Raw genomic sequence first — 26,452 nt, 5'->3', positions numbered from 1 at the left:
GCCACTTTCCCGCCCCCTTCCCCGCCACAGCACGTCGCAATGTCCGGACAATGCGACCGACTCGCGCTCCCCGGTCGCGAAGGGCACGATCCCTGTGTTCGATACTGGGGCGTTTGGGGTCGGCGGGATCGCCGGCTCCGCGTACGGCAGAACACGGCAAGAAGGGCACGGCCTCGTGGCACGGTTTCGGACCTGGGCAGGGATCGCGTTGGCGGGGGCACTCAGCGTGTCCCTGGTGGCGTGCAGCAGCACCGGCGGCAAGCGCGCCGAGGACGCCCGCAAGGCCGCGGCCGAACGGGGCAGGGCGGCGGTGTCCACTCCCCGCTGGACCTTCGCGATGATCACCCACTCGGGCGACGGCGACACCTTCTGGGACATCGTCCAGAGCGGCGCCAAGGAAGCCGCCGCCAAGGACAACATCAACTTCCTGTACTCCCACGACGACGAGGCGCAGCAGCAGGCCCAGCTCGTGGACGCGGCCGTCGACAAGAAGGTCGACGGCATCATCGTCACCCTCGCCAAGCCCGACGCCATGAAGGCCGCCGTGGCCCGTGCCGTGAAGGCCGGCATCCCGGTGATCACCGTCAACTCCGGCTCCGCCGAGTCCAAGGCCTTCGGCGCCCTCACCCACATCGGCCAGGACGAGACCATCGCCGGCCAGGCCGTCGGCGAGGAGCTCAACGCGCGCGGCCGCAAGAAGGCCGTCTGCGTCCTGCACGAACAGGGCAACGTCGGCCACGAACAGCGCTGCGCCGGGGTGAAGGAGACCTTCGACGGCGACGTCCAGAACCTCTACGTCACCGGCACCAACATGCCCGACGTGCAGTCCGCGATCGAGGCCAAGCTCCAGGCCGACAAGGACGTCGACGCGGTCGTCACCCTCGGCGCCCCCTTCGCCGACACCGCCGTGAAGGCCAGGCAGGACGCCGGCAGCGACGCCGAGATCGACACCTTCGACCTCAACGCCAAGGTCGCCGCCGGCCTCAAGGACGGCACCCTCGGCTTCGCCGTCGACCAGCAGCCCTTCCTCCAGGGCTACCAGGCGATCGACCTGCTCTGGCTCTACCGCTACAACGCCGACGTGCTCGGCGGCGGCAGGCCGGTCCTGACCGGCCCGCAGATCATCACCAAGGACCAGGCGTCCGCGCTCGAGGAGTACACGAAGCGGGGCACCCGATGAGCGCCACGACCACCGACGAACGGCTGCTGCACACCTCGCCGCTGAAGAAGCTGCTCGGCCGCCCCGAGCTCGGCTCGGTCGTCGGCGCGATCGCCGTCTTCGTCTTCTTCGCGATCGCCGCCGACAGCTTCCTGCAGGCCTCCAGCCTCAGCACCGTCCTGTACGCGTCCTCGACCATCGGCATCATGGCGGTCCCGGTGGCGCTGCTGATGATCGGCGGCGAGTTCGACCTGTCCGCGGGCGTCCTCGTCACGTCCTCCGCGCTGATCTCGTCGATGTTCAGCTACCAGATGACCGCGAACGTCTGGGTCGGCGTCGGCGTCTCCCTGCTCGCCACCCTCGCCATCGGCGCGTTCAACGGCTTCATGCTCACCCGCACCAAGCTGCCCAGCTTCATCATCACGCTGGGCACCTTCCTGATGCTGACCGGCATGAACCTCGGCCTCACCAAGCTGATCGACGGCACGGTCTCCACCAAGACGATCGCCGACATGGAGGGCTTCCCCACGGCCCGCGACGTCTTCGCCTCCACCCTCACCATCGGTGACGTCGACTTCAAGGTCACCATCCTGTGGTGGTTCGGCCTGGTCGCCGTCGCCTCCTGGATCCTGCTGCGCACCCGCATGGGCAACTGGATCTTCGCGGTCGGCGGCAACAGGGACGCGGCCCGCGCGGTCGGCGTCCCCGTGAACAAGACCAAGATCGGCCTCTACATGGGCGTCGCCTTCGGCGCCTGGATCGCCGGCCAGCACCTGCTCTTCTCGTTCGACGTCGTCCAGTCCGGCGAGGGCGTGGGCAACGAGCTGATCTACATCATCGCGGCTGTCATCGGCGGCTGTCTGATCACCGGCGGCTACGGCAGCGCGGTCGGCTCGGCGGTCGGCGCGTTCATCTTCGGCATGACCAGCAAGGGCATCGTCTTCGCCGAGTGGAACCCGGACTGGTTCAAGTTCTTCCTCGGAGCGATGCTGCTCCTCGCGACCCTGCTCAACGCCTGGGTCCGCAAGCGCGCGGAGGCCACCAAGTGACACTCGTCGAGCTGACCGACGTCAGCAAGCACTATGGCAACATCCGCGCCCTCGAAGGTGTCTCCCTGGAGGTAAACGCCGGGGAGATCACCTGCGTCCTCGGCGACAACGGCGCGGGCAAGTCCACCCTCATCAAGATCATCGCGGGCCTGCACCAGCACGACGGCGGCACCCTGCGCCTCGACGGCGAGGAGACGAAGCTCTCCTCCCCGCGCGAGGCCCTGGACCGCGGCATCGCCACGGTCTACCAGGACCTCGCGGTCGTCCCCCTCATGCCGGTCTGGCGCAACTTCTTCCTCGGCTCCGAGCCGCGCAAGGGCGTCGGCCCCTTCAAGCGCATGGACATCGACCACATGCGCCGCACCACCCACGCCGAACTGCTGCGCATGGGCATCGACCTCCGCGACGTCGACCAGCCCATCGGCACCCTCTCCGGCGGCGAACGCCAGTGCGTCGCCATCGCGCGCGCGGTCCACTTCGGCGCGAAGGTCCTGATCCTGGACGAGCCCACGGCCGCCCTGGGCGTGAAGCAGTCGGGAGTGGTCCTGAAGTATGTGGCGGCGGCACGCGACGAGGGCCTGGGTGTTGTGTTGATCACCCACAACCCCCACCACGCGTACCTGGTGGGAGACCGCTTCGTACTCCTGAAGAGGGGCACGATGGTGGGCAACCACACCCGCGACCAGATCACCCTGGACGAGCTGACTCAGCAGATGGCGGGAGGATCGGACCTCGACGCTCTACGCCACGAACTGCAACGTGGTTAGGGGCGCGGGGAACGGCGCGAGCAACCCGACACGACCCGCAGCCGCACTATGAGACAAGCCACCCCGTTGCGGTCGCGTACGCCGCGCAGCGCACCCGTACGGCAGAATCGCACCTGATGAGCACCTACCGCGACCTCACCGCCCCCATCGGCTCCCGCCGCGCGCCCGTACTGCGCACGGTCGGCACCAGGGAACGCCGCTCACTCCTGACGGCACCCCGCGTGCCCACCGTGGGCATCGACATCGGCGGCACCAAGGTGATGGCGGGCGTGGTCGACGCCGACGGCAACATCCTGGAGAAGGTCCGCACCGAGACCCCGGACAAGTCCAAGAGCCCCAAGGTCGTCGAGGACACCATCGTCGAGCTCGTCCTGGACCTGTCCGACCGGCACGACGTGCACGCCGTCGGCATCGGCGCCGCCGGCTGGGTCGACGCCGACCGCAACCGCGTCCTGTTCGCCCCGCACCTGTCCTGGCGCAACGAGCCGCTGCGCGACCGCATCGCCGGGCGCCTCGCGGTCCCCGTCCTCGTCGACAACGACGCGAACACCGCCGCCTGGGCCGAGTGGCGCTTCGGCGCCGGCCGCGGCGAGGACCACCTGGTGATGATCACCCTCGGCACCGGCATCGGCGGCGCGATCCTGGAGGACGGCCAGGTCAAGCGCGGCAAGTACGGCGTCGCCGGCGAGTTCGGCCATATGCAGGTGGTGCCCGGCGGCCACCGCTGCCCGTGCGGCAACCGCGGCTGCTGGGAGCAGTACAGCTCAGGAAACGCGCTGGTCAGAGAGGCCAAGGAACTGGCCGCGGCCGACTCCCCGGTGGCGTACGGGATCATCGAGCACGTCAAGGGTCAGATCGGCGACATCACCGGCCCGATGATCACCGAGCTGGCCCGTGAGGGCGACGCCATGTGCGTCGAGCTGCTCCAGGACATCGGCCAGTGGCTCGGCGTCGGCATCGCCAACCTCGCGGCCGCCCTCGACCCCTCCTGCTTCGTGATCGGCGGTGGCGTCTCGGCCGCCGACGACCTGCTGATCGGCCCCGCGCGGGACGCGTTCAAGCGGCACCTCACCGGCCGCGGCTACCGCCCCGAGGCCCGGATCGTGCGCGCCCAGCTCGGCCCCGAGGCCGGCATGGTGGGCGCCGCCGACCTCGCCCGCCTCGTCGCGCGCCGCTTCCGGCGCGCCAAGCGCCGCCGCGTGGAGCGGTACGAGCGCTACGAGCGGTTCGCCGCCACCCGCCGCTCCGAGGAGTCGCTGTGACGGGCTCTCTGCCGCACCAGCCCGGCCCGCCCGAGGACGACCGGGCCCACGACACGGAGGACCGCCGCCACATGCGCCGCCGACGGGCGCTCACCCTGCTGATCATCGTGCTGCTCATCGGCATCCCGGCCGGCTACCTGATGATCTCCGCCGCACAGAGCCGCGACAGCGGCAAGGACAAGGAGGCGCGCTACTCGGCGCGCGGCCTGACCGAGGACTGGCCCTCCAAGGTCCAGCGCCGCCTCTACCAGGTGCCCATCCCGCACCCGTCCGTCAAGGTCGCCCACTACGAGACGAACAACTGGAAGACCAGCCGTCTCTACGTCCAGTTCCAGGCGCCCAACGTCAACCTCGACGAGTTCCTGCGGAACATGGGCGCCAGCCGGGCCCAGCTCAAGCGCGGCGACATCACCATCAGCGCCCGCGACCAGCGGATCACCGGCTGGGACTTCAGCGGCCCCGGCGCCTGGTACGGCCTCGTCCACGAGCAGAAGAAGCCCGCGCCCACGCAGGACGTGATGGTGAACCTGTCGGAGCCGAACAACCCGTTCGTGTACGTCGTCTCCCGTACGACGCCCTGACCGGACGCTCCCGGACCGGCCCTGCCCCGGCCTCGGACGGTCTTCGGGGCCGATTGTCAGACCCCGCCCGTAGAGTCGAAGACGAATGATCCGACACGACGGGCGGGAGGTGGCAGGACGTATGAGCGACAGCGCGGCGACCGCGGGCACGGCCCCGTCCGTCCCACTCCGCCTGGCGGCCGTCTTCCTCCCCGCCCCCCTCCCACGCGAGGGCCGCATCGCCTTCTGGGACCCGGAGGGCGAGCCGGTGCCGAGCTCCGACGGCCGCACCGAGCTGACCGTCGTCCGCCCCCACGGCAAGGGCGTGCGCCGCGCAAGCACCTCCGCGCTCAGCCTGCCGCTCGACCAGGCCCTGCCCCTGCTCGTACGGGCCCGGCGGGACCCCGCCGCGCATCCCGCCACCGCCTGCTGGGGCGCGGCCGCCCTGCACGCGCTGCGGCTCACCGCGCGCGGCCGTCTGCTCCCCGGCCTCACCCCCTCCGGACACGACGCCTGGCGTGCCGGACCCCTCGACCCGGACGACATCGCACACCTGCGCGCGGTCGCCGCGGCCCTGCCCTACGAAGGGCATGCCGTCCCGCTGCCGGGACCGGGCCCGGTCCGGCTGCCCGAGCCGGAAGCACTGATGCGCGCCTTCCTCGACGCGGTCGCGGACACCCTGCCCCGCACCCCGGCCGCCCCGCACGCCTGCGGCCGGCCCTTCGCCGACCGCCGCCCCCAGCATCTGCCCGCCGCCCACGACTGGGCCGCGGAGGTCGCCGCCGGCATGGACGCGGGCGTCCGCATCTCCCTACGGCTGGACCTGTCGGCGTACGACATCTTCGACGGCGGCGACGCGGCCGAGGGCGGGGACGCAGGTGAGCGAGTCCGGCGTGCGGGGGCCGCGATCGTGCAGGTGCACAGCCTCGCCGACCCCATCCTGGTCGCCGACGCGACCGCGCTGTGGGCGGGGGAGGCCGACGGGGCGTTCGGGCCACGCGCGCGGGTGGACGCCGCCCTCGCCGTCCGCCGTGCCGCCCGGGTCTGGCCGCCGCTGGACCGGCTCGCCGAGCAGGACGTACCGGACGTCCTCGCCTTGTCCGAGGAGGAGCTGGGCGACCTGCTCGGGGTCGCCGCCACCCGGCTCGCCGCGGCGGGAGTCGCCGTCCACTGGCCCCGCGACCTCGCACGCGACCTCACCGCCGCCGCGGTGGTACGGCCCGCGCCCGGCTCGGCGACCGACGGCACGGGCTTCTTCGACAGCGAGGAACTGCTCCGCTTCCGCTGGCAGCTCGCGATCGGCGGCGACCCGCTCAGCGACGCCGAGATGGACGTGCTCGCCGAGACCCACCGCCCGGTCGTCCGGCTGCGCGACCAGTGGGTGCTGGTGGACCCCGCCCTCGTCCGCAAGGCCCGCAAGCGCGAACTGGGCCTGCTCGACCCCGTCGACGCGCTCTCGGTGGCGCTGACCGGCACCGCGGAGGTCGACGGCGAGACCGTCGAGGCGGTCCCCGTCGGGGCGCTGGCCGCCCTGCGCGACCGCCTGACGGCCGGCGTACACCCCGCCGAACCGCCCGCCGGACTGGCCGCCACCCTCCGCGACTACCAGCTCCGCGGCCTGGCCTGGCTCGACCTCATGACCTCCCTCGGCCTCGGCGGCTGCCTCGCCGACGACATGGGCCTCGGCAAGACCGTCACCGTCATCGCGCTCCACCTCAAGCGCGCCCGCACCGAACCGACCCTGGTGGTCTGCCCCGCCTCGCTGCTCGGCAACTGGCAGCGGGAGATCACCCGCTTCGCCCCCGGAGTCCCCGTCCGCCGCTTCCACGGCGCCGAGCGCAGCCTCGACGACCTCGACGCGGGCTTCGTCCTCACCACCTACGGCACCATGCGCTCGGCCGCCACGACCCTCGCCGAGCAGCGATGGGGCATGGTCGTCGCCGACGAGGCCCAGCATGTGAAGAACCCCTACTCGGCCACCGCGAAGGCACTGCGCACCATCCCGACCCCCGCGCGCGTGGCCCTCACGGGCACGCCCGTGGAGAACAACCTCTCCGAACTGTGGGCCCTGCTCGACTGGACGACCCCCGGCCTGCTGGGTCCCCTGAAGTCCTTCCGCGCCCGGCACGCGCGTGCGGTGGAGACCGGGGAGGACGAGGAGGCGGTGCAGCGGCTGGCCCGCCTGGTGCGCCCCTTCCTGCTGCGCCGCAAGAAGTCCGACCCGGGGATCGTCCCCGAACTGCCCCCCAAGACGGAGACGGACCACCCGGTCCCGCTCACCCGCGAACAGGCCGCGCTGTACGAGGCCGTGGTCCGCGAGTCGATGCTCGCCATCGAGACGGCGCAGGGCATCGCCAGGCGGGGCCTGGTCCTGAAACTGCTCGGTGCGCTGAAGCAGATCTGCGACCACCCGGCGCTCTACCTCAAGGAGGCCCACGGCAACCCCGAAGGCCTGGCCGCCCGCTCCGGCAAACTCGCGCTGCTCGACGAGCTGTTGGACACGCTGCTCTCCGAGGACGGCTCGGCGCTGGTCTTCACCCAGTACGTCGGCATGGCCCGCCTGATCACCGCCCACCTCGCCGGCCGCGCGATCCCGGTCGACCTCCTGCACGGCGGCACGCCTGTCCCCGAGCGCGAGCACATGGTGGACCGCTTCCAGAGCGGGGAGACCCCGGTCCTGGTGCTCTCCCTGAAGGCGGCCGGCACCGGCCTGAACCTCACCCGCGCGGGCCACGTCGTCCACTTCGACCGCTGGTGGAACCCCGCCGTCGAGGAACAGGCCACCGACCGCGCCTACCGCATCGGCCAGACCCAGCCCGTGCAGGTCCACCGCCTCATCACCGAGGGCACGGTGGAGGACCGCATCGCCGAGATGCTCGCCGCCAAACGCGCCCTCGCCGACGCCATCCTCGGCTCCGGCGAGTCGGCCCTGACCGAACTCTCCGACCGCGAACTGTCCGACCTGGTCTCCCTCCGGAGGACGTCATGACGGAGGAACGGCCCGAGGAGCGGCAGGACGACAAGCTGCCTCCGGCCTCGGACATCCAGCCCGGCCCCGCGGACGAGGCCCGCCGTGCGCTGCACGCCGCCCTGAAGCGGGGGAGCCCCGAGCCGGAGGCCGGGCCAGCTCGTCGGCGAACCCCGGCGGTCCGAGTACGCCCCGAGGACGCCCGGTCCGGCCCCGCCGACGCCGTCCGCGCGGCCCTGCGGCGTGGCCTGCCCGAGGCCGAAGAGAGTCCTGCCCCGGAAGCCGCGCCCGCCGCCGACGCCGCCCAACACCCGGAGGGGCCCACAGCACACGGCCCGCACACCGGCCCCCGCCCCGGCGACGCCGCCCGCGCGGCGCTACGCGCGGCCCGGGCGGCGCGCGACGAGGCACGGCCGGGCGAGGACCCTGCGGGGGAGGACGACCGTACAGTCCGGGACGAGTCCCGAGGCCCGGAGCTGTCCCGGGGCCGGGAGTCGCTCCGGGGCCGGGAACGGTCCCGGGGCCCGATGCAGTTCCGGAGCCCGTTGCCGTCCGGAAGTCCGGAGCCGTCTCAAGGCCCGCAGCCGTCGCGAGGCCTGGAGCAGTCGCGAGACCTGGAGCAGCCGTCCCGAGGCGAAGCCCCGCCCCGCGACCGGGAGCCGTCCCGGGGCCCGATGCTGTCCGGAAGTCCGGAGCCGTTGCGAGACCTGGAGCACCCGTCCCGGGGCGAAGCCCTGCCCCGAGACCCCGAGCCGTTGCGAGACCCGGAGCAGCCGTCCCGAGGCGAAGCCCTGCCCCGAGACCCCGAGCCGTTGCGAGACCCGGAGCAGCCGTCCCGAGGCGAAGCCGCGCCCCGAGACCCGGAGCCGTACCGAGACCCTGAGCCGTCCCGAAGCGAAGCCCCGTTCCAGGCCGAGGCACTTCGTCGCCCGCGCCTGGCACCACAGGCCGACCCCGTCCTGGACGCGGCGCCCGCCCACCGCCCTCAGCCCTCGACGACGCACCCCACCACGTCCCCCGTAGCCACCACCCCCCGTTCCATGGCCGCGCCCCACCGCGACACCGACCTGCGCCGCACCTTCCCGGCCTTCAGTGCCCGCCCCACGGAAGGCGACTTCGCCGAGACCTGGTGGGGCAACGCCTGGGTGGCCGCGCTGGAGGAAGGGGCGCTGGACGTGAAGCGGTTGGTGCGGGGGCGCGGGTATGCGGAGCAGGGGCATGTGGACGCGATCACGGTGACGCCCGGGCATGTGCTGGCCTATGTGCGGGGCAGCCGGCCGCGGCCGTACCGCGTGCAGGTGCGTCTGCGGACGCTGGACGACACCGACTGGGAGGAGTTCCTGGACGCGGCGGCGGAGCGGCCCGCGCACATCGCGGCGTTGCTCGACAAGGAGCTGCCTCCGTCCCTCGCGGAGGGTGCCGTGCCGCTGCTGCCCGGTCCGGGGGAGCTGGAACCGCACTGCAGTTGCCCGGACCGAGGTCATCCCTGCAAGCACGCGGCGGCGCTGTGCTACCAGACGGCCCGGCTGCTGGACGCCGACCCGTTCGTGCTGCTCCTGCTGCGAGGAAGGGGCGAACGGGTGCTGCTGGACGAGCTGTCCCGCCGTAACGCGACCCGAGCGGCCCGCGCCGCGCAGGAACAGCCACCGGCCCCGCTGCCCGGCGTACGCGCGAGCGAGGTGCTCGCCGGTCGGGAGCGGCCGCCGCTGCCCTTGCCGATACCCGCCCCCGCGCACCCCGAGCAGCCCCCGGCGTACCCGGCGGCGCCGGGCGGGCCCGACCCGTTCGCGCTGGACCAGTTGGCCACCGACGCCGCGGCCCGCGCCCACGCGCTGCTCGTCACCGGGCATGACCCGATCGCCGAACTGACGCTGTGGCAGGACGCGGTACGCCTCGCCGCGGGCCGTCCCGGCTCCGGACTGACCGCCGGCAGCCGCGCTCTGTACGCCTCGCTCGCCTCCGCCGCGGGCCGCACCCCGGCCGAGCTGGCCCGCGCGGTCGCCGCCTGGCGGCAGGGCGGCCCGGCCGGACTCGCCGTACTGGAAGAGCCCTGGGACCCGCCGGCCGGTCGTTTCGACCGCGCGCGTCCCCTCCTGCTGGCCGCCGACCTGCCCGCCTTCCGCCCGTACCGCAACCGCCTCACCCACCCCCGAGGCCACCTCCAACTGCGCCTGGGCCGCGACAGCTTCTGGTACGCCTACGAGTCCGACCCCGGCGCCGACGACTGGTGGCCCCGCGGCACCCCCGACCACGACCCGGTCGGCGCCCTCACCGGCATAGGCACACTCTCCGACATATGACCGAACCCACCTCCCCACGTGGACGGAATGTGAGGGTCCTCCGGCGATCCCACGCAGCTCCTTGCGCAGCTTCGGGGCCCCGCGCCCCGGCGCCGGAGGGCTGCGGTTAGCGTGGAGCGGTGAGTGAAACGAACACCCCCGCCCTGCAGTACCGCCTCGACGGCCCCGACGACGCACCGGTGCTCATCCTGGGCCCCTCCCTCGGGACGACGTGGCACATGTGGGACCGTCAGGTCCCCGAGCTGACCCGGCAGTGGCGGGTCTTCCGGTTCGACCTGCCGGGGCACGGCGGCGCTCCCGCCTACCCTGCGGGCTCGGTCGCCGACCTCACCGCGCGGCTGCTGGCCACGCTGGACGGGCTCGGTGTGCAGCGGTTCGGGTACGCCGGCTGTGCGCTCGGCGGGGCCGTCGGCATCGAGCTGGCTCTGCGGCACCCCGAGCGGCTGGCGTCCCTCGCGCTGATCGCGGCCTCGCCGCGGTTCGGCACGGCGGACGAGTTCCGCCAGCGCGGGGTGATCGTGCGGACGAACGGCCTGGACCCCATCGCCCGTACCGCGCCCGACCGTTGGTTCACGGCCGGTTTCGCCGCCGCGCAGCCCGCGATCACCGACTGGGCGGTGCAGATGGTCCGCACGACCGACCCCGGCTGCTACATCGCCGCGTGCGAGGCCCTCGCCGCGTTCGACGTGCGCCCCGAGCTGACCCGGGTCGGCGTGCCGACGCTCGTCCTGGTCGGCTCCGAGGACCAGGTCACGGGCCCCGCGGAGGCGCGCACGCTGGTCGCCGGCATCCCCGACGCGCGGCTGGCCGTCGTACCGGGCGCCTCGCACCTGGTGCCCGTGGAGCAGCCCGCGGCCGTCACCGACCTGCTCGTGCGGCACTTCTCCACCGCCTGGCAGCCCGCCCATGACACGGGCACCGGCCCGGTGCCGGTTCCCGTGCAGGTCGCCGCGCCCGTCCAGCCGATGGCCGTCGTGGCGCCCGCCCCGATCGCGCCCATCGCCGAGATCGCCCCGCCCGCGGCCCAGCCCGAGGCCGAGGTCGGCGCCGACGCCTACGAGGTGGGGATCAAGGTGCGCCGCGAGGTGCTCGGCGACGCGCACGTGGACGGCGTCCTGGAGCAGGCCGACGACTTCTCCGCCGACTTCCAGGACTTCCTCACCCGCTACACCTGGGGCGCGATCTGGGACCGGCCCGGTCTGGACCGGCGTACCCGCAGCTGCGTCACACTCACCGCGCTCGTCGCGGGCGGCCACCTGGAGGAACTCGCCGTCCACACCCGTGCCGCCCTGCGCAACGGCCTCACCCCGCCCGAGATCAAGGAGGTCCTGATGCAGGCGGCCGTCTACTGCGGCATGCCCGCCGCGAGCAGCGCCTTCCGGGTCGCCCAGCAGGTCATCCGCGAGGAGACGACCCCGCAGGAGTGAGTCGGGCCTCCGCCGGCGCGGTCTGTCCTCCCGGCGGGAGCGAGCAAGGGCCCCCTCCACGCGGCAGGATGGGGGACCATGAGGCTCACGAAGATGTCACACGCCTGTGTCCGCCTGGAGAAGGACGGCCGCGTGCTCGTCCTCGACCCGGGCGGCTTCACGGAGGAGGACGCCGCGCTCGGCGCGGACGCGCTTCTCGTCACGCACGAGCATCCCGACCACTTCGACGAGGGACGGCTGCGCGCCGCGCTCGAGGCCGACCCGGCTGCCGAGATCTGGACCCTGAAGGCGGTCGCCGACCAGATCTCGGCCGCCTTCCCGGGCCGTGTGCACACCGTCGGCCACGGCGACACCTTCACCGCGGCGGGCTTCGACGTCCAGGTGCACGGCGAGCTGCACGCCGTGATCCACCCCGACATCCCGCGCATCACCAACGTCGGCTATCTGATCGACGACGGCCGTGTCTTCCACCCCGGCGACGCCCTGACCGTGCCGGACCACGAGGTGGAGACGCTGATGCTCCCGGTCATGGCGCCCTGGAGCAAGATCTCCGAGGTCATCGACTACGTCCGCGAGGTGAAGCCGCAGCGGGCGTACGACATCCACGACGCCCTGCTCACCGATCTGGCCCGCCCGATCTACGACCGCCAGATCGGCGCCCTCGGCGGCACCGACCATCTGCGGCTGGCCCCGGGCGCCTCCGCCGACGTCTGAGAGCTGAGAGGGGCGTCTGAGAGCTGAGAGGGGCGTTGTCAGACCCTCCGGGTAGGTTGTGAGGCATGCGTATCGCGACCTGGAACGTGAACTCGATCACCGCCCGCCTGCCCAGGCTCCTGGCCTGGCTGGAGAGCAGCGGCACCGACGTGCTGTGCCTTCAGGAGGCCAAGGTCTCCGAGGAGCAGTTCCCGTCGGAGCAGCTGCGCGAGCTGGGCTACGAGTCGGCGGTCCACGCCACCGGCAGGTGGAACGGCGTGGCGGTGCTCTCCCGCGTAGGCATCGAGGACGTGGTCAAGGGCCTGCCCGGAGACCCCGGCTTCGACGGTCTGGTCGAGCCGCGGGCCATCTCGGCGACCTGCGGCCCGGTCCGCGTCTGGTCGGTGTACGTGCCGAACGGCCGCGAGGTGGAGCACCCGCACTACGCGTACAAGCTCCAGTGGTTCGAGGCCCTCAAGGCCGCCGTCGCCGGGGACGCGGGCGGCAGCCGCCCCTTCGCGATCCTCGGCGACTACAACGTGGCGCCGACGGACGACGACGTCTTCGACCCGGCCGCCTTCGAGGGCGCCACCCACGTCACCCCGGCCGAGCGCGCCGCCCTGGCCTCCCTGCGCGAGGCGGGCCTGAACGACGTGGTGCCCCGCCCCCTGAAGTACGAGCACCCCTTCACGTACTGGGACTACCGCCAGCTCTGCTTCCCCAAGAACCGCGGCATGCGCATCGACCTGGTCTACGGCAACGCCCCCTTCGCCAAGGCCGTCACCGACGCCTACGTCGACCGCGAGGAGCGCAAGGGCAAGGGCGCCTCGGACCACGCGCCGGTGGTCGTGGACCTGGACGTGTAGGACACCGGCCTCAGAGCGCCTCCAGGTCCACCGCCTGCGCCATGGCGGCCATGCCCGCGTCGTTGGGGTGCAGATGGTCGCCGCCGTCGTAGGCGGGCAGCATTCGGGTGGGGTCGGCGGGGTCGCGCAGGGCGGCGTCGAAGTCGAACAGAGCGTCGAACCCGCTGCCACCGCCGCGCAGCCACGCGTTCAGCTCGGCCCGCTCGGCCTCGACGGCCGGTGTGCACAGGATGTTGCCCCCGCAGGGCAGGATCGTGACCGCCAGGACCCTGAGCCCCCGCGCGTGGGCGCGCGCGGCGATCTCGCGCAGGCCGGCGGCGACCTGCTCGGCGTCGGCGCCGAACCTCAGGTCGTTGACCCCCTCGAAGACGACGACCGTCCGTGCCGAGGTCTGCGCGAACACGTCCCGGTCGAGGCGGTTGAGGGCGCTGACCCCGGTCTGGACCGACGAGGTCCCGTCGCCGAGGTAGCCGTCGGAGACGACACGGTTGGACGAGATCCCCTGGTTGACCATCCCGTAGCGGGGGACGGCGCCCTGCGCCTGGAGCCGGTCGGAGAGCAGGTCGGGCCAGCGCCGGTTGGCGTCCACGGTGGAACGGCTGCCGTCGGTGATCGAGTCGCCGAGCAGCACCACGGACCCCGGCCCGCCGCCCACGTCCACGCCGGCCAGCAGCGGCCAGTAGCTGATCCCCCCGGTGTACGCCGCCGCGGAGGGGTCGGTCGTGTGGTCGCCGGGCCGGCTCACGTACGACCGCTGGTTGGCGAACCGATGCACGGGCAGCGCGCTGACGGTGCCGGTCAGCCGGAAGCTGACGAGCAGATTCCTGTCCGCGGGCAAGGGGAAGTCGAGGGGGTCGCTGTACGTCTGGGCGCCGGCGGCGATCGAGGTGCCCGCCGCACCCCGGAAGGTCACCGGCACGGGCGTGTCCACGGCCTCGGCGCCCCGCGCCTGCACGGCCACCGTCGCGGACTCGATCCCGACCGGCGTCGAGGCGAAGGTGTTGTCGAAGCGCAGCCTCAGCCGCGGTCCGCCCGCAGAGGTGTGCACCACCAGCCGCAGTGTGCGGTCGGTCCACGGTCCCACGGCCGGGTGACCGGAGGTCGCGGCCGCCCAGGTGCCGGTCCAGCCCTTGGCCACGGGCCGCACGGACAGCGCGAAGACATGCAGACCGGCTGCCCATGGCAGCCGTACCGACACGACCTTGCGGTCCGGCGCGATCGGCACCGTCACGACGTACAGCCGTGCCTTCTCGGCGAGTTGGCCGTCGGGCGTGTTGACGTGCGGCAGGGCGACGGCCTTGGTGGCGAGCGGGCCGGTGCGCCAGTCGGGTGCGGTGAGCCGGTACGCGGAGCTCATGCCGTCCGCGTAGTCGACCCGGCCGATGCCGCTCGCGTCCGGGCCCGTGCCCGCGACGAGGAAGGCCAGCGCGTCCCCGCGCCCGGTGAGGCGCACCGACTGCCCGGTGGCCCGTACGTTGTCGGGTTCGCCCGGCGCGCAGCGCGGCAGGGTCAGCCGGGCGCCCTGCACGATGATCGTGCGGCCCGGTGTCCAGCCCGCGGCGGCGAGGTCCTGGGCCGACAGCGAGGCGCCCGAGCCGTCGAAGTCGGCCGAGTCGGGCTGGGAGTCGTCGCTGACGGCGGTGTTGTCGAACAGCCGCTCGAGCGGCCGTGCGAGCTGCCCGGCGGTGGCCTGTGGCGCGGTCGGTGACAGCGCGGTGGCGATCACGACCAGGACGGCAGCTAAGAAGATCCGGCATCCCTGGCGTATCAACCGATCCTCCCGGTGGGGGTGAGGCGAACCGGCCGCTGTGCTGAGGAGCGGCACACTGCGACGTTAGCGGCGCAAAGTGAAGCTAGGGAGACGGTGGGTGACCGTCAATCCCAAGGGACGGCAGCCGTGGAACATCACCCGCAAGAGGTGCCCCGCGCGCCTGTGGTGCGCAGGCCGGTGTCGGTGCCAGGCTGGGCGTATGAACATCCCGTTCCTCGGCCACCGGCAGAAGAAACACGGCGCGCCCGATCCGGAAGGGATCGCCGCGCTGCTGTCCGAGTGCGAGCTGCTGCGCTCGCAGGCGGCCGAGGCGGGGGTGCGACTCGACGACACCGAGGCCTCGTTGGAGGCGCTGGACCAGGTGGTGCCGCGCTGGCGGGACGACGAGGAGACGCTGCCGTGGCTCGGCAACGACGCCGGTCTGTATCTGGGCACGGTGATCGTCCGGACCGTGCCCGGCGCCGCCTGGGCCCTGTGGCCGGACGGGCAGCCGGTGGTCCGGCTGGCTTCCGGCCGTGAGGTCGATGTCGTGACCGCGGGGCAGGAGTGGGCGTCGAGCGGTGCGCCGGAGCTGTCGCAGGTCTACGCCGAAGTCGCGGAGGCCTGAGACGGTTATACGGCTAATGCCCGAAAAGTGCGTGTCGTTCGTCAACCCCTTTCCCCGGTGGATAGGTTGCGGCAGCCACGGCACGGCTGAGAGTGAGTGGGGCTGGGAATGGCTGTCGATCCGTTGATCGAACTGCGTCAAGTGAACAAGCACTTCGGTGACCTGCATGTCCTTCAGAACATCGATCTCGCTGTCGGCAAGGGGGAGGTGGTGGTGGTCATCGGCCCGTCCGGGTCGGGCAAGTCCACACTCTGCAGAGCGATCAACAGACTCGAGCCGGTCGAGACCGGCACCATCCTGCTCGACGGCAAGCCCCTGCCCGCCGAGGGCAAGGCGCTCGCGGCGCTGCGCGCCGATGTCGGCATGGTCTTCCAGTCCTTCAACCTGTTCGCGCACAAGACGGTCCTGCAGAACGTCTCGCTCGGCCAGATCAAGGTCAGAAAGCGCAAGAAGGAGGACGCCGACCGGCGTTCACACGAACTGCTGGAGCGCGTCGGCGTCGCCGACCAGGCCGACAAGTACCCCGCCCAGCTCTCCGGCGGCCAGCAGCAGCGGGTGGCCATCGCCCGCGCCCTCGCCATGGACCCCAAGGCCCTGCTGTTCGACGAGCCCACCTCCGCACTGGACCCGGAGATGATCAACGAGGTCCTGGAGGTCATGCGGCAACTGGCCCGGGAAGGCATGACGATGGTCGTCGTCACCCACGAGATGGGCTTCGCCCGCTCCGCCGCCAACCGTGTGGTGTTCATGGCCGACGGCCGGGTCGTGGAGGACCGCAGCCCGGACCAGTTCTTCGACAACCCGCACAGCGACCGCGCCAAGGACTTCCTGTCCAAGATCCTCAAGCACTGAGACCGGACACCCTCTACCACACCCACCGGCGTCGCCGGGCCCGTGATGCACCCCACCGGGCGACGCCCCGTTCCGGACCTCGACTAGGATTTGACCTTCGTGCCTGCGGAGCCGGTGGTCACGGTCGTCTCCGGACCAGGGACGCTGCTGCCGGGTGGGGAACCCCCCACGGCCCCTCGACCGTAGGGGGCAGCAGTCACAAGAGCCAGACCCGGCCGGCGGCAGCCGGAGATCACTGCTCGCGCAGCGGGACCGTCAGATATGACGGGTCGTTCGCCGGCGAGGAGAAGGTCAGCTGCGCGCCGGACGGGTTGTGCTCGATGTAGAGCGGGTCGACCGTGTCGACGACCAGGGCCAGTCGGTGCCCTGCCGGGACGTTGTAGGCCGTGGAGAACACCTCCAGGTCGACGCCGAACGGCTTCCCGGGGGTGCGCCCGTGGAAGGTGTACGGCGCGTGGCCGACCAGCTTGCCGAGGCCGAGCGGGCCCACGTCGTACAGGTACGCGACGAGGGTTCCGCTCTCCTTGGTCGCCGTCAGCGTCGTGTGCAGCCGGGCCGTGCCGCGGATGTGCTGGGCCGTCGGACACCGCTCGGACTGCCATACGGCGGTCCAGCGGCGGGGGAGCAGCGGGATCGACGCCACCGGCGGGAGCTGGGCGATCTGGTCGAGGATGCTGGACAGGAAGACCGTGCCGCCGTCGGCGCCCGAGTCCACGTTGGTGTGGATGGTCTCGGTGCCCGCGAGGGCGATCTTCCGGTCCGTCGCCGCCACCGACTTCCAGTCCGGGTAGCCCTCGTAGGCCCCGCCCGTACGGGACTTCAGCCGCACCGGCGCCTCACGGTCGACGCCGTTGTCGGCGCCCTTGAGGTGGTGGTCGAACCAGCGGCCGGTGTCGGTCCACACGTCGTTGGGCAGCCCGAACAGTCCCGTCAGCTCGGCGGTGGCGTGGTCGCCGGGGCGCAGCTGGAGCCGCTTGGGGCCCGTCAGCTTCTCGTAGAAGTCGGCGTACTGGCCGGGCGGGAAGATGCTGTCGCCCCAGGCGTTGGCGAGCATCACGGCCGTGCCGTTGGCGTTGATCCGGTCGACGTAGGCCTCGGGGGAGCGCTTCTTCCCCCAGGCGAGCATGTCGGGCTCGCGCTCCAGGTTCGAGGCGTAGAAGTCCTTGAAGATCTGCCGGAGTTCCGGGCCGGGGCGGCCGGTGAGCGTTCCCGCGCCGTCGAGCAGGGAGGCGGCCTGCACATGCTGGGTGCGGCCGCCGTAGATGGAGTCGATCAGGTCGGCCCAGCCGCTGAGGGCGGCGACCGCCTTCACCCGCGGGTCGTGCGCGGCCGCGAGCAGGCTGATCCCGGCGCCGTAGGAGACGCCCGCCATGCCGATGTGGGCGGGGTCCGCGGGGGTGTGGGCGAGCGCCCAGTCGATGACCCGGGAGGCGTCGGCCACGTCCGGTGGCCCGGCGACTTCTATCTCACCGCCCGACTGCCAGAAGCCGCGCACGTTGTAGGTGACGACCACATAGCCGGAGTCGGCGAGTTTCTGGGCCGGCGCCAGGTACTCGATCTGGGGCAGGCCCCAGCTGGTGGGCAGCACGACGAGCGGGTAGCGGCGGCTGCCGTCGGCGCCCGTGGGCGTGACGACGTTCGCCTTCAGGACGGTTCCGCCGTCGCCGGAGATGTCGACGAACCGGACCGGGTTCGGGGCGGCCTGCGAGGCCGGGGCGAGGCCGAGGGTGCCGGCCGCGAGCAGGGCCGCGGAGACGGCGCCCACGGTGGACGTACGCAGTGCGGTGCGGTGGGGTCGCACGGGTCACTCCTCACTCGTGTCAGTGCAAAGTGACCCGACGGTAACCGCGGCCGATTACCGGTGGTAACCCGTCGGTAAGTTACGTAGGAGTAACAATCTCAGGAGGCCCGGTGAGAGGTGCGGGCTGCCGGCAGCGGGGCCTGCGCCGCGCGCGTCACGTCCGCGACCAGCTCCACCACATCGGGGCCGTACGCATGCGAGTTGACCACCTTCAGCAGCAGCACGAAGGAACCCGTGCCGTACTTGCGGGACAGACGCTCGTGGTGGCGGGCGAGATAGCGGGTCGCGGCCTGGTTGGTGATGGCCCGCTGGCCACAGAAGAGGAACACCGGGCGGGCGTCCGGGTTCTGCTCGTCCGTCAGCCGGGCCAGCAGCACGTACTCGGTACGGCCCGCCTCCAGGCGGTAGCGCTCGGCGCCTATCTGGAACGCGCCGCGGTCCGGCCCCGGCTCCGGGTCCACGTTGACCCGCACGCCCGGCAGCATGGCCGCCATGTGCGCGGTCATACGGCGGTTGGAGCCCGGCCCGCCCACGCAGAACTCGGTCCGCTCGCCGAAGCCCGGCGGCGCCATGTCCTGCGTGACGATCTGCACATGCGCCCCGCAGTCCTTGATCAGCGCGGCGAGCTCCACCAGGGCGAACACGTCGAAGCGGTGGACGGCCGGTTCGGACGCGGCCGGATCGCGGTTGACGACGAGCAGTGAGTCCGCGTTCTCCGGCAACCCCAGGAACCGCTGCTTGCGGCGCAGCTTGCGCCGCCACAGGTAGGTGCGGGACAACCAGCCCAGCGCGGCACTGATCCCGGCCGCCACCACCCCGAGAACGATGTTGCGCACGTCGTCATTCATGGGCGCGCATCGTACGTGACTGACATGGCCATGGTGTTGGCATAGGCTGCCCGGACGGTCTCTCCGACTGGAGGTGCGGATGCGTCGCCCTGTCGTACGGAAACTGACGGTCCTTGCGGTCTCGGCCGCCGTCGTGTCGGTGGGAGCGGCCGCTCCACCCGCCGCGAACAACCCCGCGGCCGAGAAGGTGCCCGTCGCCGTCGGATACGGCGGCGCCGTCGCCAGCGTCGACCCGGACGCCTCAGCCGCCGGAATCGAGGTGCTCCGCAAGGGCGGCAACGCCGTCGACGCGGCCGTCGCCACCGCCGCCGCGCTCGGCGTGACCGAGCCCTACTCCGCCGGGATCGGCGGAGGCGGTTACTTCGTCTACTACGACGCCAAGTCCCGCACCGTGCACACCATCGACGGCCGCGAGACCGCGCCGCTGAGCGCGGGACCCGACCTGTTCCTGGAGAACGGCAAGCCGCTCGCCTTCGCGGACGCCGTGAACAGCGGCCTCGGCGTCGGCGTTCCGGGCACGCCCGCCACCTGGCAGCAGGCCCTGCGGCAGTGGGGCAGCAGGCCGCTCGCCCCGCTCCTCGCGCCCGCCGAGCGGCTCGCCCGGGACGGCTTCACCGTCGACGCCACCTTCCGCGCGCAGACCGCCGCCAACGAGACCCGCTTCCGCTACTTCCCGGACACGGCCGAGCTGTTCCTGCCCGGCGGCCGACTCCCCGTCGTCGGCTCGACCTTCAAGAACCCCGACCTGGCCCGCACCTACGCCGAACTCGGCCGCAAGGGCGTCGGCACGCTCTACCACGGTCGCCTCGGCCGGGACGTCCTGAACACCGTCAACCACCCGCCCGTGAACCCGGCTTCGGGCTGGAACGCCCGCCCGGGAGACCTGACCGCGAAGGACCTGACGGCGTACCGCGCCAAACTCCAGGCCCCGACCAGGACGTCGTACCGCGGACTCGGCGTCTACTCCATCGCCCCGTCCTCCTCCGGCGGCACGACCGTCGGCGAGGCCCTCAACATCCTGGAGAACAGCGACCTTTCGAAGGCGAGCCGGGCGCAGTATCTGCACCGGTTCATCGAGGCGAGCCGGATCGCCTTCGCGGACCGCGGGCGCTGGGTCGGCGACCCCGCCTTCGAGGACGTACCGGCGAAGGAACTGCTCTCCCAGCGGTACGCCGACTCGCGGGCCTGTCTCATCAAGGACGACGCCGTGCTCACCAGCCCGCTCGCGCCGGGCGACCCGCGCGACCCGGCCGACTGCGGCGCGCCCGGCACCGCGGCGCCGACGACGTACGAGGGCGAGAACACCACGCACCTCACCGTGGCCGACAAGTGGGGCAACGTCGTCGCCTACACCCTCACCATCGAACAGACCGGCGGCAGCGGCATCACCGTGCCCGGCCGCGGGTTCCTGCTGAACAACGAGCTGACCGACTTCTCCTTCGCGCCCGCCAACCCGGCCGTGCACGACCCCAACCTGCCCGGACCCGGCAAGCGGCCGCGTTCGTCCATCGCGCCGACCATCGTGCTCGACCGGCACAACCAGCCCGTCGTGGCGGTCGGTTCGCCGGGCGGCGCCACCATCATCACCACCGTGCTGCAGACCCTGACCGGGTTCCTCGACCGCGGTCTGCCGCTCGTCGACGCGATCGCCGCGCCGCGCGCCAGCCAGCGCAACCAGACCACCACCGAGCTCGAACCCGGCCTGTACGACAGCCCGTTGCGGGCGGAGCTGGAGGCGATCGGGCACGGGTTCCGGCTCAACCCGGAGATCGGCGCGGCGACCGGCGTGCAGCGCCTGCCGGGCGGCAAGTGGCTGGCAGCCGCGGAGACGGTACGCCGGGGCGGCGGCTCGGCGATGGTGGTCAGGCCCGCACCCTAGGCGAGGCCCCGCGCCTTAGGCGAGGCCGGGTGTCTCCTGGGGCCCGGCCTCCGTGCGGAAGTCCAGGCGTCCGTCCGTCGCGTCCACCGTCACCCGGTCGCCCTCGGTGACCTTGCCGTCGAGCAGCAGCCGCGACAGGCGGTTGTCGACCTCACGCTGGATGGTGCGGCGCAGCGGGCGGGCGCCGTACTCCGGCTGGAAGCCCTGCCGGGACAGCCAGTCGACGGCCGCGTCCGTGAAGCCGATCTCCACGCCCTGCGCGTGCACCAGCCGCTTGGTCTGCTCCAGCAGCAGGTTGGTGATCTGGTGCAACTGATCGGACGACAGCTGCCGGAAGACCACGATCTCGTCGATGCGGTTGAGGAACTCGGGCCGGAAGTGCTCGCGCAGCGGGCGCAGGATGCGTTCGCGGCGCGCCTCCTCGGCGGCCTCGCCGTCGTCCCCGGACCCGAAGCCGATACCGCCGCCACCGCGGATGATCGCATCCGAGCCGAGGTTGCTGGTCATCACGATGACGGTGTTGGTGAAGTCGACGGTGCGGCCCTGGGAGTCGGTGAGCCGGCCGTCGTCGAGGACCTGGAGCAGGATGTTGAAGACGTCCGGGTGCGCCTTCTCCACCTCGTCCAGGAGCAGCAGCGAGTACGGATGACGGCGGACGACCTCGGTGAGCTGCCCGGCCTCCTCGTGGCCGACGTACCCGGGCGGCGCGCCGACCAGGCGGGAGACGGTGTGCCGCTCCTGGTACTCGCTCATGTCCAGGCGCACCATACGGTCCTCGCTGCCGAACAGCACCTCCGCCAGCGCCCTGGCCAGCTCGGTCTTGCCGACGCCGGTGGGGCCGAGGAAGAGGAAGCTGCCGATGGGCCGGTCCGGGCTCGCCAGGCCCGCCCGGGAGCGCAGCACCGCGTCGGAAACCACCCGCACGGCCTCGTCCTGTCCGACGACCCGCTGGTGGAGGTGCTCCTCTAGACCGAGGAGGCGGTCCTTCTCCTCCTCGGTGAGCCGGCTCACCGGGATGCCGGTCTGCCGGGACACCACCTCGGCGACGGCCTCCGCGGTGACCTCCAGATGCCGGCCCTCGTCGGCCGCCTCGCTGCCGCTGACCTCGGCGATGCGCTGCTTGAGCTCGCCGATCCGGTCGCGCAGCCGCATGGCCTCCTCGTAACTCTCGTCGGCGACGGCCTGGTCCTTGTCCCGGCTCAGCTGCTCGGCCTCGCGCTCCATGGCCCGTACGTCCGTGCCCTTGGTGCGGGCGCGCAGCCGGACCCGGGCACCGGCCTGGTCGATCAGGTCGATCGCCTTGTCGGGCAGGCGGCGGTCGGTGAGATACCGGTCGGACAGCTCCACGGCCGCGTCCAGTGCCTCGTCGGTGTAGCGGACCTGGTGGTGGGCCTCGTAGCGGTCGCGCAGGCCGCGCAGGATCTCCAGCGCGTCCTCGGGGGTCGGCTCGGGCACCAGGATCGGCTGGAAGCGGCGGGCCAGCGCGGCGTCCTTCTCGATGCGCCGGAACTCCTCCAGGGTCGTGGCCCCCACGACATGCAGCTCGCCGCGTGCCAGGGCGGGCTTGAGGATGTTGCCTGCGTCCATCGAGCCGCCTTCCCCGCCGCCGCCCGCGCCGACGACGGTGTGCAACTCGTCGATGAAGACGATCAGCCGGTCGGAGTGGGCGCGGATCTCCTCGACGATGGAGTTCAGCCGCTCCTCGAAGTCGCCCCGGTAGCGGGTGCCGGCCACCACACCGGCCAGGTCCAGCGCCACCACCCGGCGGCCGATCAGGATGTCCGGCACATCGCCGTCCGCGATCCGCTGCGCCAGGCCCTCCACGATGGCGGTCTTGCCGACGCCCGCGTCGCCGATCAGCACGGGGTTGTTCTTGCCGCGCCGGGACAGCACCTCGACGGTCTGCTCGATCTCGGTGTCCCGCCCGATGACCGGGTCGATACGGCCCTGCCGGGCCTGCTCGGTCAGATCGCGCCCGTACTTGTCGAGCGTCGGCGTGCCCGTGCTGCGCTGCCGCTCCGCGCGCGGCGGCGCCGCCTCCGGGGCCTCGGGCGGTACGGCGCCGGGGGCGAAGTGGGCCGCGTTGAGGATGTGCCCGGCGGCCGAGTCGGGGTTGGCGGCCAGCGCGCTGAGCACATGCTCCGGGCCGATGTGCCCGGCACCCCGCGACCGGGCCAGTTCGTGCGCGTCGAGGAGCGCCCGCTTGGCGGCCGGGGTGAGGGACAGCGAGGTCGGCGGTGGCGCCTCGGCCGCCTGGTGCACGGCCGGGCCGGAGCGCTCGTCGATCTCCGAGGCCAGCTCGTCGGGGTCGGCGCCCGCCCGGCTGAGCAGGCTCCGGGTCGGCTCCGCCGACAGGGCCGCCCGCAGCAGATGCTGGGTGTCCAGATCGCGGCTGCCGTGCTCGGCGGCGTACTGGGCGGCGCCCCGCACCAGCTCGCGGGCCGGCTGACTGAGCAGCTGGCCGATGTTGATCTGCCGGGGACCGGGGCGAGGTCCGCCGAAGAAGCGGGCGAGGAACTCTCCGAAGGCGTCGTAGCCCTCCGGGCCGCTGAAACCGCTGGTCATAGCGTTCCCATCCGGCGTCCCTGCGCGGGCAGGGTCACCCTCGCTGATCGACGTGCCGGAGTCGGGTAACCCTGCCGGAAGCCGGTTACACCTGGCCGCGTTCGTAGAACACCTTCGCACGAACGGGGACCCGGGGCACCTCCAGAGGCTGGACGGGAGTACGTGCCGTCGGGCTCAGCGGGCTGTGAGGATCCGCGGCCCCGAGTCCGTGATCGCGACGGTGTGTTCGGCGTGGGCCGCGCGGGAGCCGTCGTTCGTCTTCAGCGTCCAGCCGTCGGCGGCCGCGTGGTAGTCGTCGCGGCCGGAGGCGACCAGCATCGGCTCGATGGCGAGGGCCATGCCGTGGCGCAGCTTCATACCCCGGCCGGGACGGCCCTCGTTGGGGACCCCCGGGTCCTCGTGCATACGGCGGCCGATGCCGTGTCCGCCGAAACCGTCCGGGATGCCGTAGCCGGCCGCCCGGCACACCGAGCCGATGGCGTACGCGATGTCGCCGATGCGGTTGCCGACGACGGCGGCGTCGATGCCGGCCGCGAGGGCGCGCTCGGCGGTCTCGATCAGCCGCAGGTCCGCCGGACGGGGCGTGCCCACGGTGAAGGTGAGCGCCGAGTCGCCGGCCCAGCCGTCCAGCTCGGCGCCGCAGTCGACGGAGAGCAGGTCGCCGTCGCGCAGCCGGTACGCGGTCGGGATGCCGTGCACGATCGCGTCGTTGACCGAGGCGCAGATCACCGCGGGGAAGGGGGTCGGCGCGAAGGAGGGCCGATAGCCCAGGAAGGGTGATGTCGCGCCCGCCTCGCGCAGCACCTCACGTGCCACCTCGTCCAGCTCCAGCAGGGACACGCCCACACCGGCGGCCTCCCGTACGGCCGTCAGGGCGCGGGCGACGAACTGGCCCGCGGCGTGCATCGCGTCGATCGAGGAGTCCGTCTTCAGTTCCACCACGCCAATTACTATACCGGTATTTGAATGGGGGTCGACGCGGGGGAGCGGTATTAGAATGGGCGCATGGTGCGTACCCCCCTGACCCCCGAAGAACGCGAACGCGGCGAGCGCCTCGGGCGGTTGCTGCGCGAGGCCCGCGGCGACCGCAGCATGCCGGAGATCGCGGCGCAGGCCGGGATCTCCGCCGAGACGCTCCGCAAGATCGAGACCGGGCGGGCGCCGACGCCGGCGTTCTTCACCGTGGCGGCGCTGGCGCGTGTGCTGGGCCTGTCCATGGACGACCTGGTCGTGCGCTGCGCCCTTGTGCCCGTGTGAGTCCCCCCGCCCGGTGTCACCGTTGTGCGCCGTGCCGTCTGAGGCTCCTGCGCCTCCGCCGAAAACTCCCTGTAGCCGGGGCGTAACACAGCTGGTGTTCGCTACCTAGCCGGAACACTCCGGTCTTGCGGGGGTCGTGCGATGACAGTGGAACAACTCCCGGTTCGGGTCAGGGAGTTCGCGAGCTACCTGGACGGCCTGCTGGCGCGTCTCGACCAGAGCGCGGGCTGGTGCGGGGTGTTCTGGCAGCGCGACCCCGAGGGCATGCAGGCCTGCCTCGACGGCCGTGAGGTGCCGCCGTGGGACGTGGTGGAGTCGCTGCTCCAGGACCTCGCCGCCGAGTGCGGCCCCGCCTTCGCGGCCGAGGAGAAGCAGCGCGCGTCCTCCCTGCACGCGGCCGCACTACGGGCCTACGACCGCCGCCCCGGCGGCCGCGACGCCCTGCGCGACCGGCTCGACGTCATGCTCCGCGAGCAGAAGTACGCCGCCGAACGCCTCACCGCCCTGCACCACGCCCTTGCCGCCACCCCCGCCGGCGAGACCGCCGACGCCCTGCGCGTCGACCTCGCCTGGGCCCGCGACGACCACACCCGCGCGACAGCGCGCCGCACGGAACTCGGCGAGCGGATGGCCGAGCTGGACCGGCTGGACGCGGACGCGCTGCCGTCTGCCGTGCAGGGGGCGGGGTTCCGGGTCTTTCCGCAGGTTGCGGATGTGGAGCCTGCTGCCGTTGACTCCGGCCCGGAGGCGCGAGGCACTTTCCGGGGAACCCCCGGCTTGGAGGGCCGCCGTGACGCCTTCCGCGGAGCCGAAGCGGACCCCGGCCCGGAGGGCCGTGACGCCCTCCCGCAGGCGCCGAACCCTCTCGCTCACGAGGGCCCGGAGGAGCCGGCCCCCACCGCTCAGCCCGCCCCCGCCCCGACCCCCGCCCCCAAACCCCGTAAGCGCCGGCGTGGTGGTGCCCGGTTCGCCGGGATGGACGAGGAGGAGGCGGCCGCGCCCGTGGCGTTGCCGGGCGCCGGGATGCCGGAGGTGCCGGCGCCGCCGGGCAGGGGCGGTCGTACGCCCAGGGGAGCCCGGTTCGCCGGGGCGGCCGAGGAGGCGCCGCGGGCGCACGTGGCGGTCGACGAGGGGGCGCGGGCCGAGGTCGCCGCGGTCGTGGACGCGCTGGAGCGGTTGCGGGGCGAGGGGCGCAGCGGGGAGGCGCACGCGGTGCTGGCGGAGGCGGCGTACTGGCCCGCCGCCCGGTTCCCGCTGCTCGCCGCCGAGCTGGAGCGGGCCGGGCTGGCCGCGGACTGGGCGACCCTGCTGTGGGAGGCGGCCTCGCTGCCGGCCGACCGGCTGGTCGCCGCGGCGGACGCGCTGGTCGCGGCCGGCCGGGACGCCGACGGGCGGCAGATCCTGCGGCAGGGTGTGGTGCGGCCGGCCGGGGAGATCGGGCAGGCGGTGGCCGCGCTGGAGGCGGAGGGCCGGCGGGCGGACGTACGCGCGCTGCTCGACGCGTACGTCCGGGTCCGCACCCCCGAGGAGGCCGCCCGCAGCGCCCAGGCCGACCCGCGCACCCTGGTCCCGCTGCTGCTGGAGACCGCCCAGGCCGTGTCCGCCGAGCGGTACTGGGACCTGCTGCACGCCCTGCGCGTCGCGGGATTAAGCGCCTGAGAGTGCCTGGGAGTGCCTGAGGCGCCTGAAGCGCCTGAGCCTCCTGAGGCGCACGAGGCGTCGCTCCGCTCGCTCTCCCGTCCCGGGACTCACCCACGGGAGTGGGAAACGCGAGCGACGCCACGCGTTGACGACAATGGTCTTGGCAAGGTCCCCGGGGAG

At 72.7% G+C, this 26,452-nt stretch carries 20 protein-coding genes; 15 read left to right on the top strand and 5 right to left on the bottom strand.

Annotated elements, in window-relative coordinates:
- Window positions 1–175 precede the first annotated feature (175 nt).
- The 10 genes from ACIQ6Y_RS04065 (at window position 176) to ACIQ6Y_RS04020 (ending at window position 13,051) form a co-directional block, all read left to right on the top strand.
- Window positions 176–1,180 (top strand): sugar ABC transporter substrate-binding protein, encoded by a 1,005-nt coding sequence (locus ACIQ6Y_RS04065; protein WP_404032539.1) that lies wholly within the window; start codon window positions 176–178, stop codon window positions 1,178–1,180.
- Window positions 1,177–2,208 (top strand): ABC transporter permease, encoded by a 1,032-nt coding sequence (locus tag ACIQ6Y_RS04060; protein WP_404032536.1) that lies wholly within the window; start codon window positions 1,177–1,179, stop codon window positions 2,206–2,208. Before ACIQ6Y_RS04065 ends, ACIQ6Y_RS04060 begins: the two co-directional genes overlap by 4 nt.
- The gene (locus ACIQ6Y_RS04055) at window positions 2,205–2,975 is read left to right on the top strand and encodes an ATP-binding cassette domain-containing protein (protein WP_404032533.1); all 771 of its coding nucleotides are present in this window, start codon (window positions 2,205–2,207) and stop codon (window positions 2,973–2,975) included. The genes ACIQ6Y_RS04060 and ACIQ6Y_RS04055 overlap by 4 nt, the downstream gene beginning before the upstream one ends.
- Window positions 2,976–3,091: 116 nt before the next feature.
- Window positions 3,092–4,237, top strand: coding sequence for an ROK family glucokinase (locus ACIQ6Y_RS04050; RefSeq protein ID WP_404032530.1), 1,146 nt, complete (start codon window positions 3,092–3,094; stop codon window positions 4,235–4,237).
- A complete protein-coding gene (locus ACIQ6Y_RS04045) occupies window positions 4,234–4,818 on the top strand; it encodes a sugar kinase (RefSeq protein WP_404032527.1) in 585 nt (194 codons plus the stop codon). Before ACIQ6Y_RS04050 ends, ACIQ6Y_RS04045 begins: the two co-directional genes overlap by 4 nt.
- Window positions 4,819–4,939: 121 nt before the next feature.
- Window positions 4,940–7,786 (top strand): DEAD/DEAH box helicase, encoded by a 2,847-nt coding sequence (locus ACIQ6Y_RS04040; RefSeq protein WP_404032524.1) that lies wholly within the window; start codon window positions 4,940–4,942, stop codon window positions 7,784–7,786.
- A gap of 1,019 nt (window positions 7,787–8,805) precedes the next feature.
- Window positions 8,806–10,065, top strand: a complete 1,260-nt coding sequence (locus ACIQ6Y_RS04035; protein WP_404032522.1) for an SWIM zinc finger family protein — start codon at window positions 8,806–8,808, stop codon at window positions 10,063–10,065.
- Between the two features lie 119 nt (window positions 10,066–10,184).
- Window positions 10,185–11,492, top strand: coding sequence for an alpha/beta fold hydrolase (locus ACIQ6Y_RS04030; RefSeq protein WP_404032519.1), 1,308 nt, complete (start codon window positions 10,185–10,187; stop codon window positions 11,490–11,492).
- A 78-nt stretch (window positions 11,493–11,570) separates the two neighbouring features.
- The gene (locus ACIQ6Y_RS04025; protein WP_404032516.1) at window positions 11,571–12,206 is read left to right on the top strand and encodes an MBL fold metallo-hydrolase; all 636 of its coding nucleotides are present in this window, start codon (window positions 11,571–11,573) and stop codon (window positions 12,204–12,206) included.
- Window positions 12,207–12,271: 65 nt separating this feature from the next.
- The gene (locus ACIQ6Y_RS04020) at window positions 12,272–13,051 is read left to right on the top strand and encodes an exodeoxyribonuclease III (RefSeq protein ID WP_404032513.1); all 780 of its coding nucleotides are present in this window, start codon (window positions 12,272–12,274) and stop codon (window positions 13,049–13,051) included.
- 10 nt (window positions 13,052–13,061) lie between these two features.
- Here ACIQ6Y_RS04020 and ACIQ6Y_RS04015 read toward each other — a convergent pair whose 3' ends face one another.
- Complete coding sequence (locus tag ACIQ6Y_RS04015; protein WP_404032510.1) at window positions 13,062–14,777, bottom strand: SGNH/GDSL hydrolase family protein; 1,716 nt, start codon at window positions 14,775–14,777, stop codon at window positions 13,062–13,064.
- A 244-nt stretch (window positions 14,778–15,021) separates the two neighbouring features.
- On the opposite strand from ACIQ6Y_RS04015, the gene ACIQ6Y_RS04010 reads away from it, so the two are divergent.
- Together ACIQ6Y_RS04010 and ACIQ6Y_RS04005 are read left to right on the top strand one after the other, a co-directional pair.
- The gene (locus ACIQ6Y_RS04010) at window positions 15,022–15,429 is read left to right on the top strand and encodes a DUF6278 family protein (RefSeq protein ID WP_404032507.1); all 408 of its coding nucleotides are present in this window, start codon (window positions 15,022–15,024) and stop codon (window positions 15,427–15,429) included.
- Between the two features lie 108 nt (window positions 15,430–15,537).
- A complete protein-coding gene (locus tag ACIQ6Y_RS04005; RefSeq protein WP_404032504.1) occupies window positions 15,538–16,281 on the top strand; it encodes an amino acid ABC transporter ATP-binding protein in 744 nt (247 codons plus the stop codon).
- Between the two features lie 232 nt (window positions 16,282–16,513).
- Here the strand turns inward: ACIQ6Y_RS04005 and ACIQ6Y_RS04000 are convergent, their stop codons facing one another.
- Entirely contained in the window at window positions 16,514–18,082 is a 1,569-nt protein-coding gene (locus ACIQ6Y_RS04000; protein WP_404032501.1) for an alpha/beta fold hydrolase, read from the bottom strand.
- 98 nt (window positions 18,083–18,180) lie between these two features.
- A complete protein-coding gene (locus ACIQ6Y_RS03995; RefSeq protein WP_404032498.1) occupies window positions 18,181–18,930 on the bottom strand; it encodes a hypothetical protein in 750 nt (249 codons plus the stop codon).
- A 79-nt stretch (window positions 18,931–19,009) separates the two neighbouring features.
- On the opposite strand from ACIQ6Y_RS03995, the gene ggt reads away from it, so the two are divergent.
- Window positions 19,010–20,809, top strand: coding sequence for a gamma-glutamyltransferase (gene ggt / locus ACIQ6Y_RS03990; protein WP_404032496.1), 1,800 nt, complete (start codon window positions 19,010–19,012; stop codon window positions 20,807–20,809).
- A 15-nt stretch (window positions 20,810–20,824) separates the two neighbouring features.
- Here the strand turns inward: ggt and ACIQ6Y_RS03985 are convergent, their stop codons facing one another.
- Together ACIQ6Y_RS03985 and map are read right to left on the bottom strand one after the other, a co-directional pair.
- Window positions 20,825–23,374, bottom strand: coding sequence for an ATP-dependent Clp protease ATP-binding subunit (locus ACIQ6Y_RS03985; protein ID WP_404032494.1), 2,550 nt, complete (start codon window positions 23,372–23,374; stop codon window positions 20,825–20,827).
- 174 nt (window positions 23,375–23,548) lie between these two features.
- Window positions 23,549–24,316, bottom strand: coding sequence for a type I methionyl aminopeptidase (gene map / locus ACIQ6Y_RS03980; protein WP_404032492.1), 768 nt, complete (start codon window positions 24,314–24,316; stop codon window positions 23,549–23,551).
- Window positions 24,317–24,379: 63 nt separating this feature from the next.
- Between map and ACIQ6Y_RS03975 the strand changes: the two genes are divergently transcribed.
- Window positions 24,380–24,631: a helix-turn-helix domain-containing protein gene (locus tag ACIQ6Y_RS03975; protein WP_404032490.1), complete on the top strand. Its 252-nt coding sequence runs from the start codon at window positions 24,380–24,382 to the stop codon at window positions 24,629–24,631.
- Window positions 24,632–24,772: 141 nt separating this feature from the next.
- Entirely contained in the window at window positions 24,773–26,290 is a 1,518-nt protein-coding gene (locus ACIQ6Y_RS03970; protein ID WP_404032487.1) for a hypothetical protein, read from the top strand.
- Window positions 26,291–26,452: the final 162 nt, after the last annotated feature.

It is taken from the genome of Streptomyces sp. NPDC096205 (assembly GCF_044763135.1).
Taxonomy (GTDB): Bacteria; Actinomycetota; Actinomycetes; order Streptomycetales; family Streptomycetaceae; genus Streptomyces.
The sequence above is the reverse complement of the archived record's forward strand: the minus strand, read 5'-3'. Positions and strand labels throughout refer to the sequence as shown.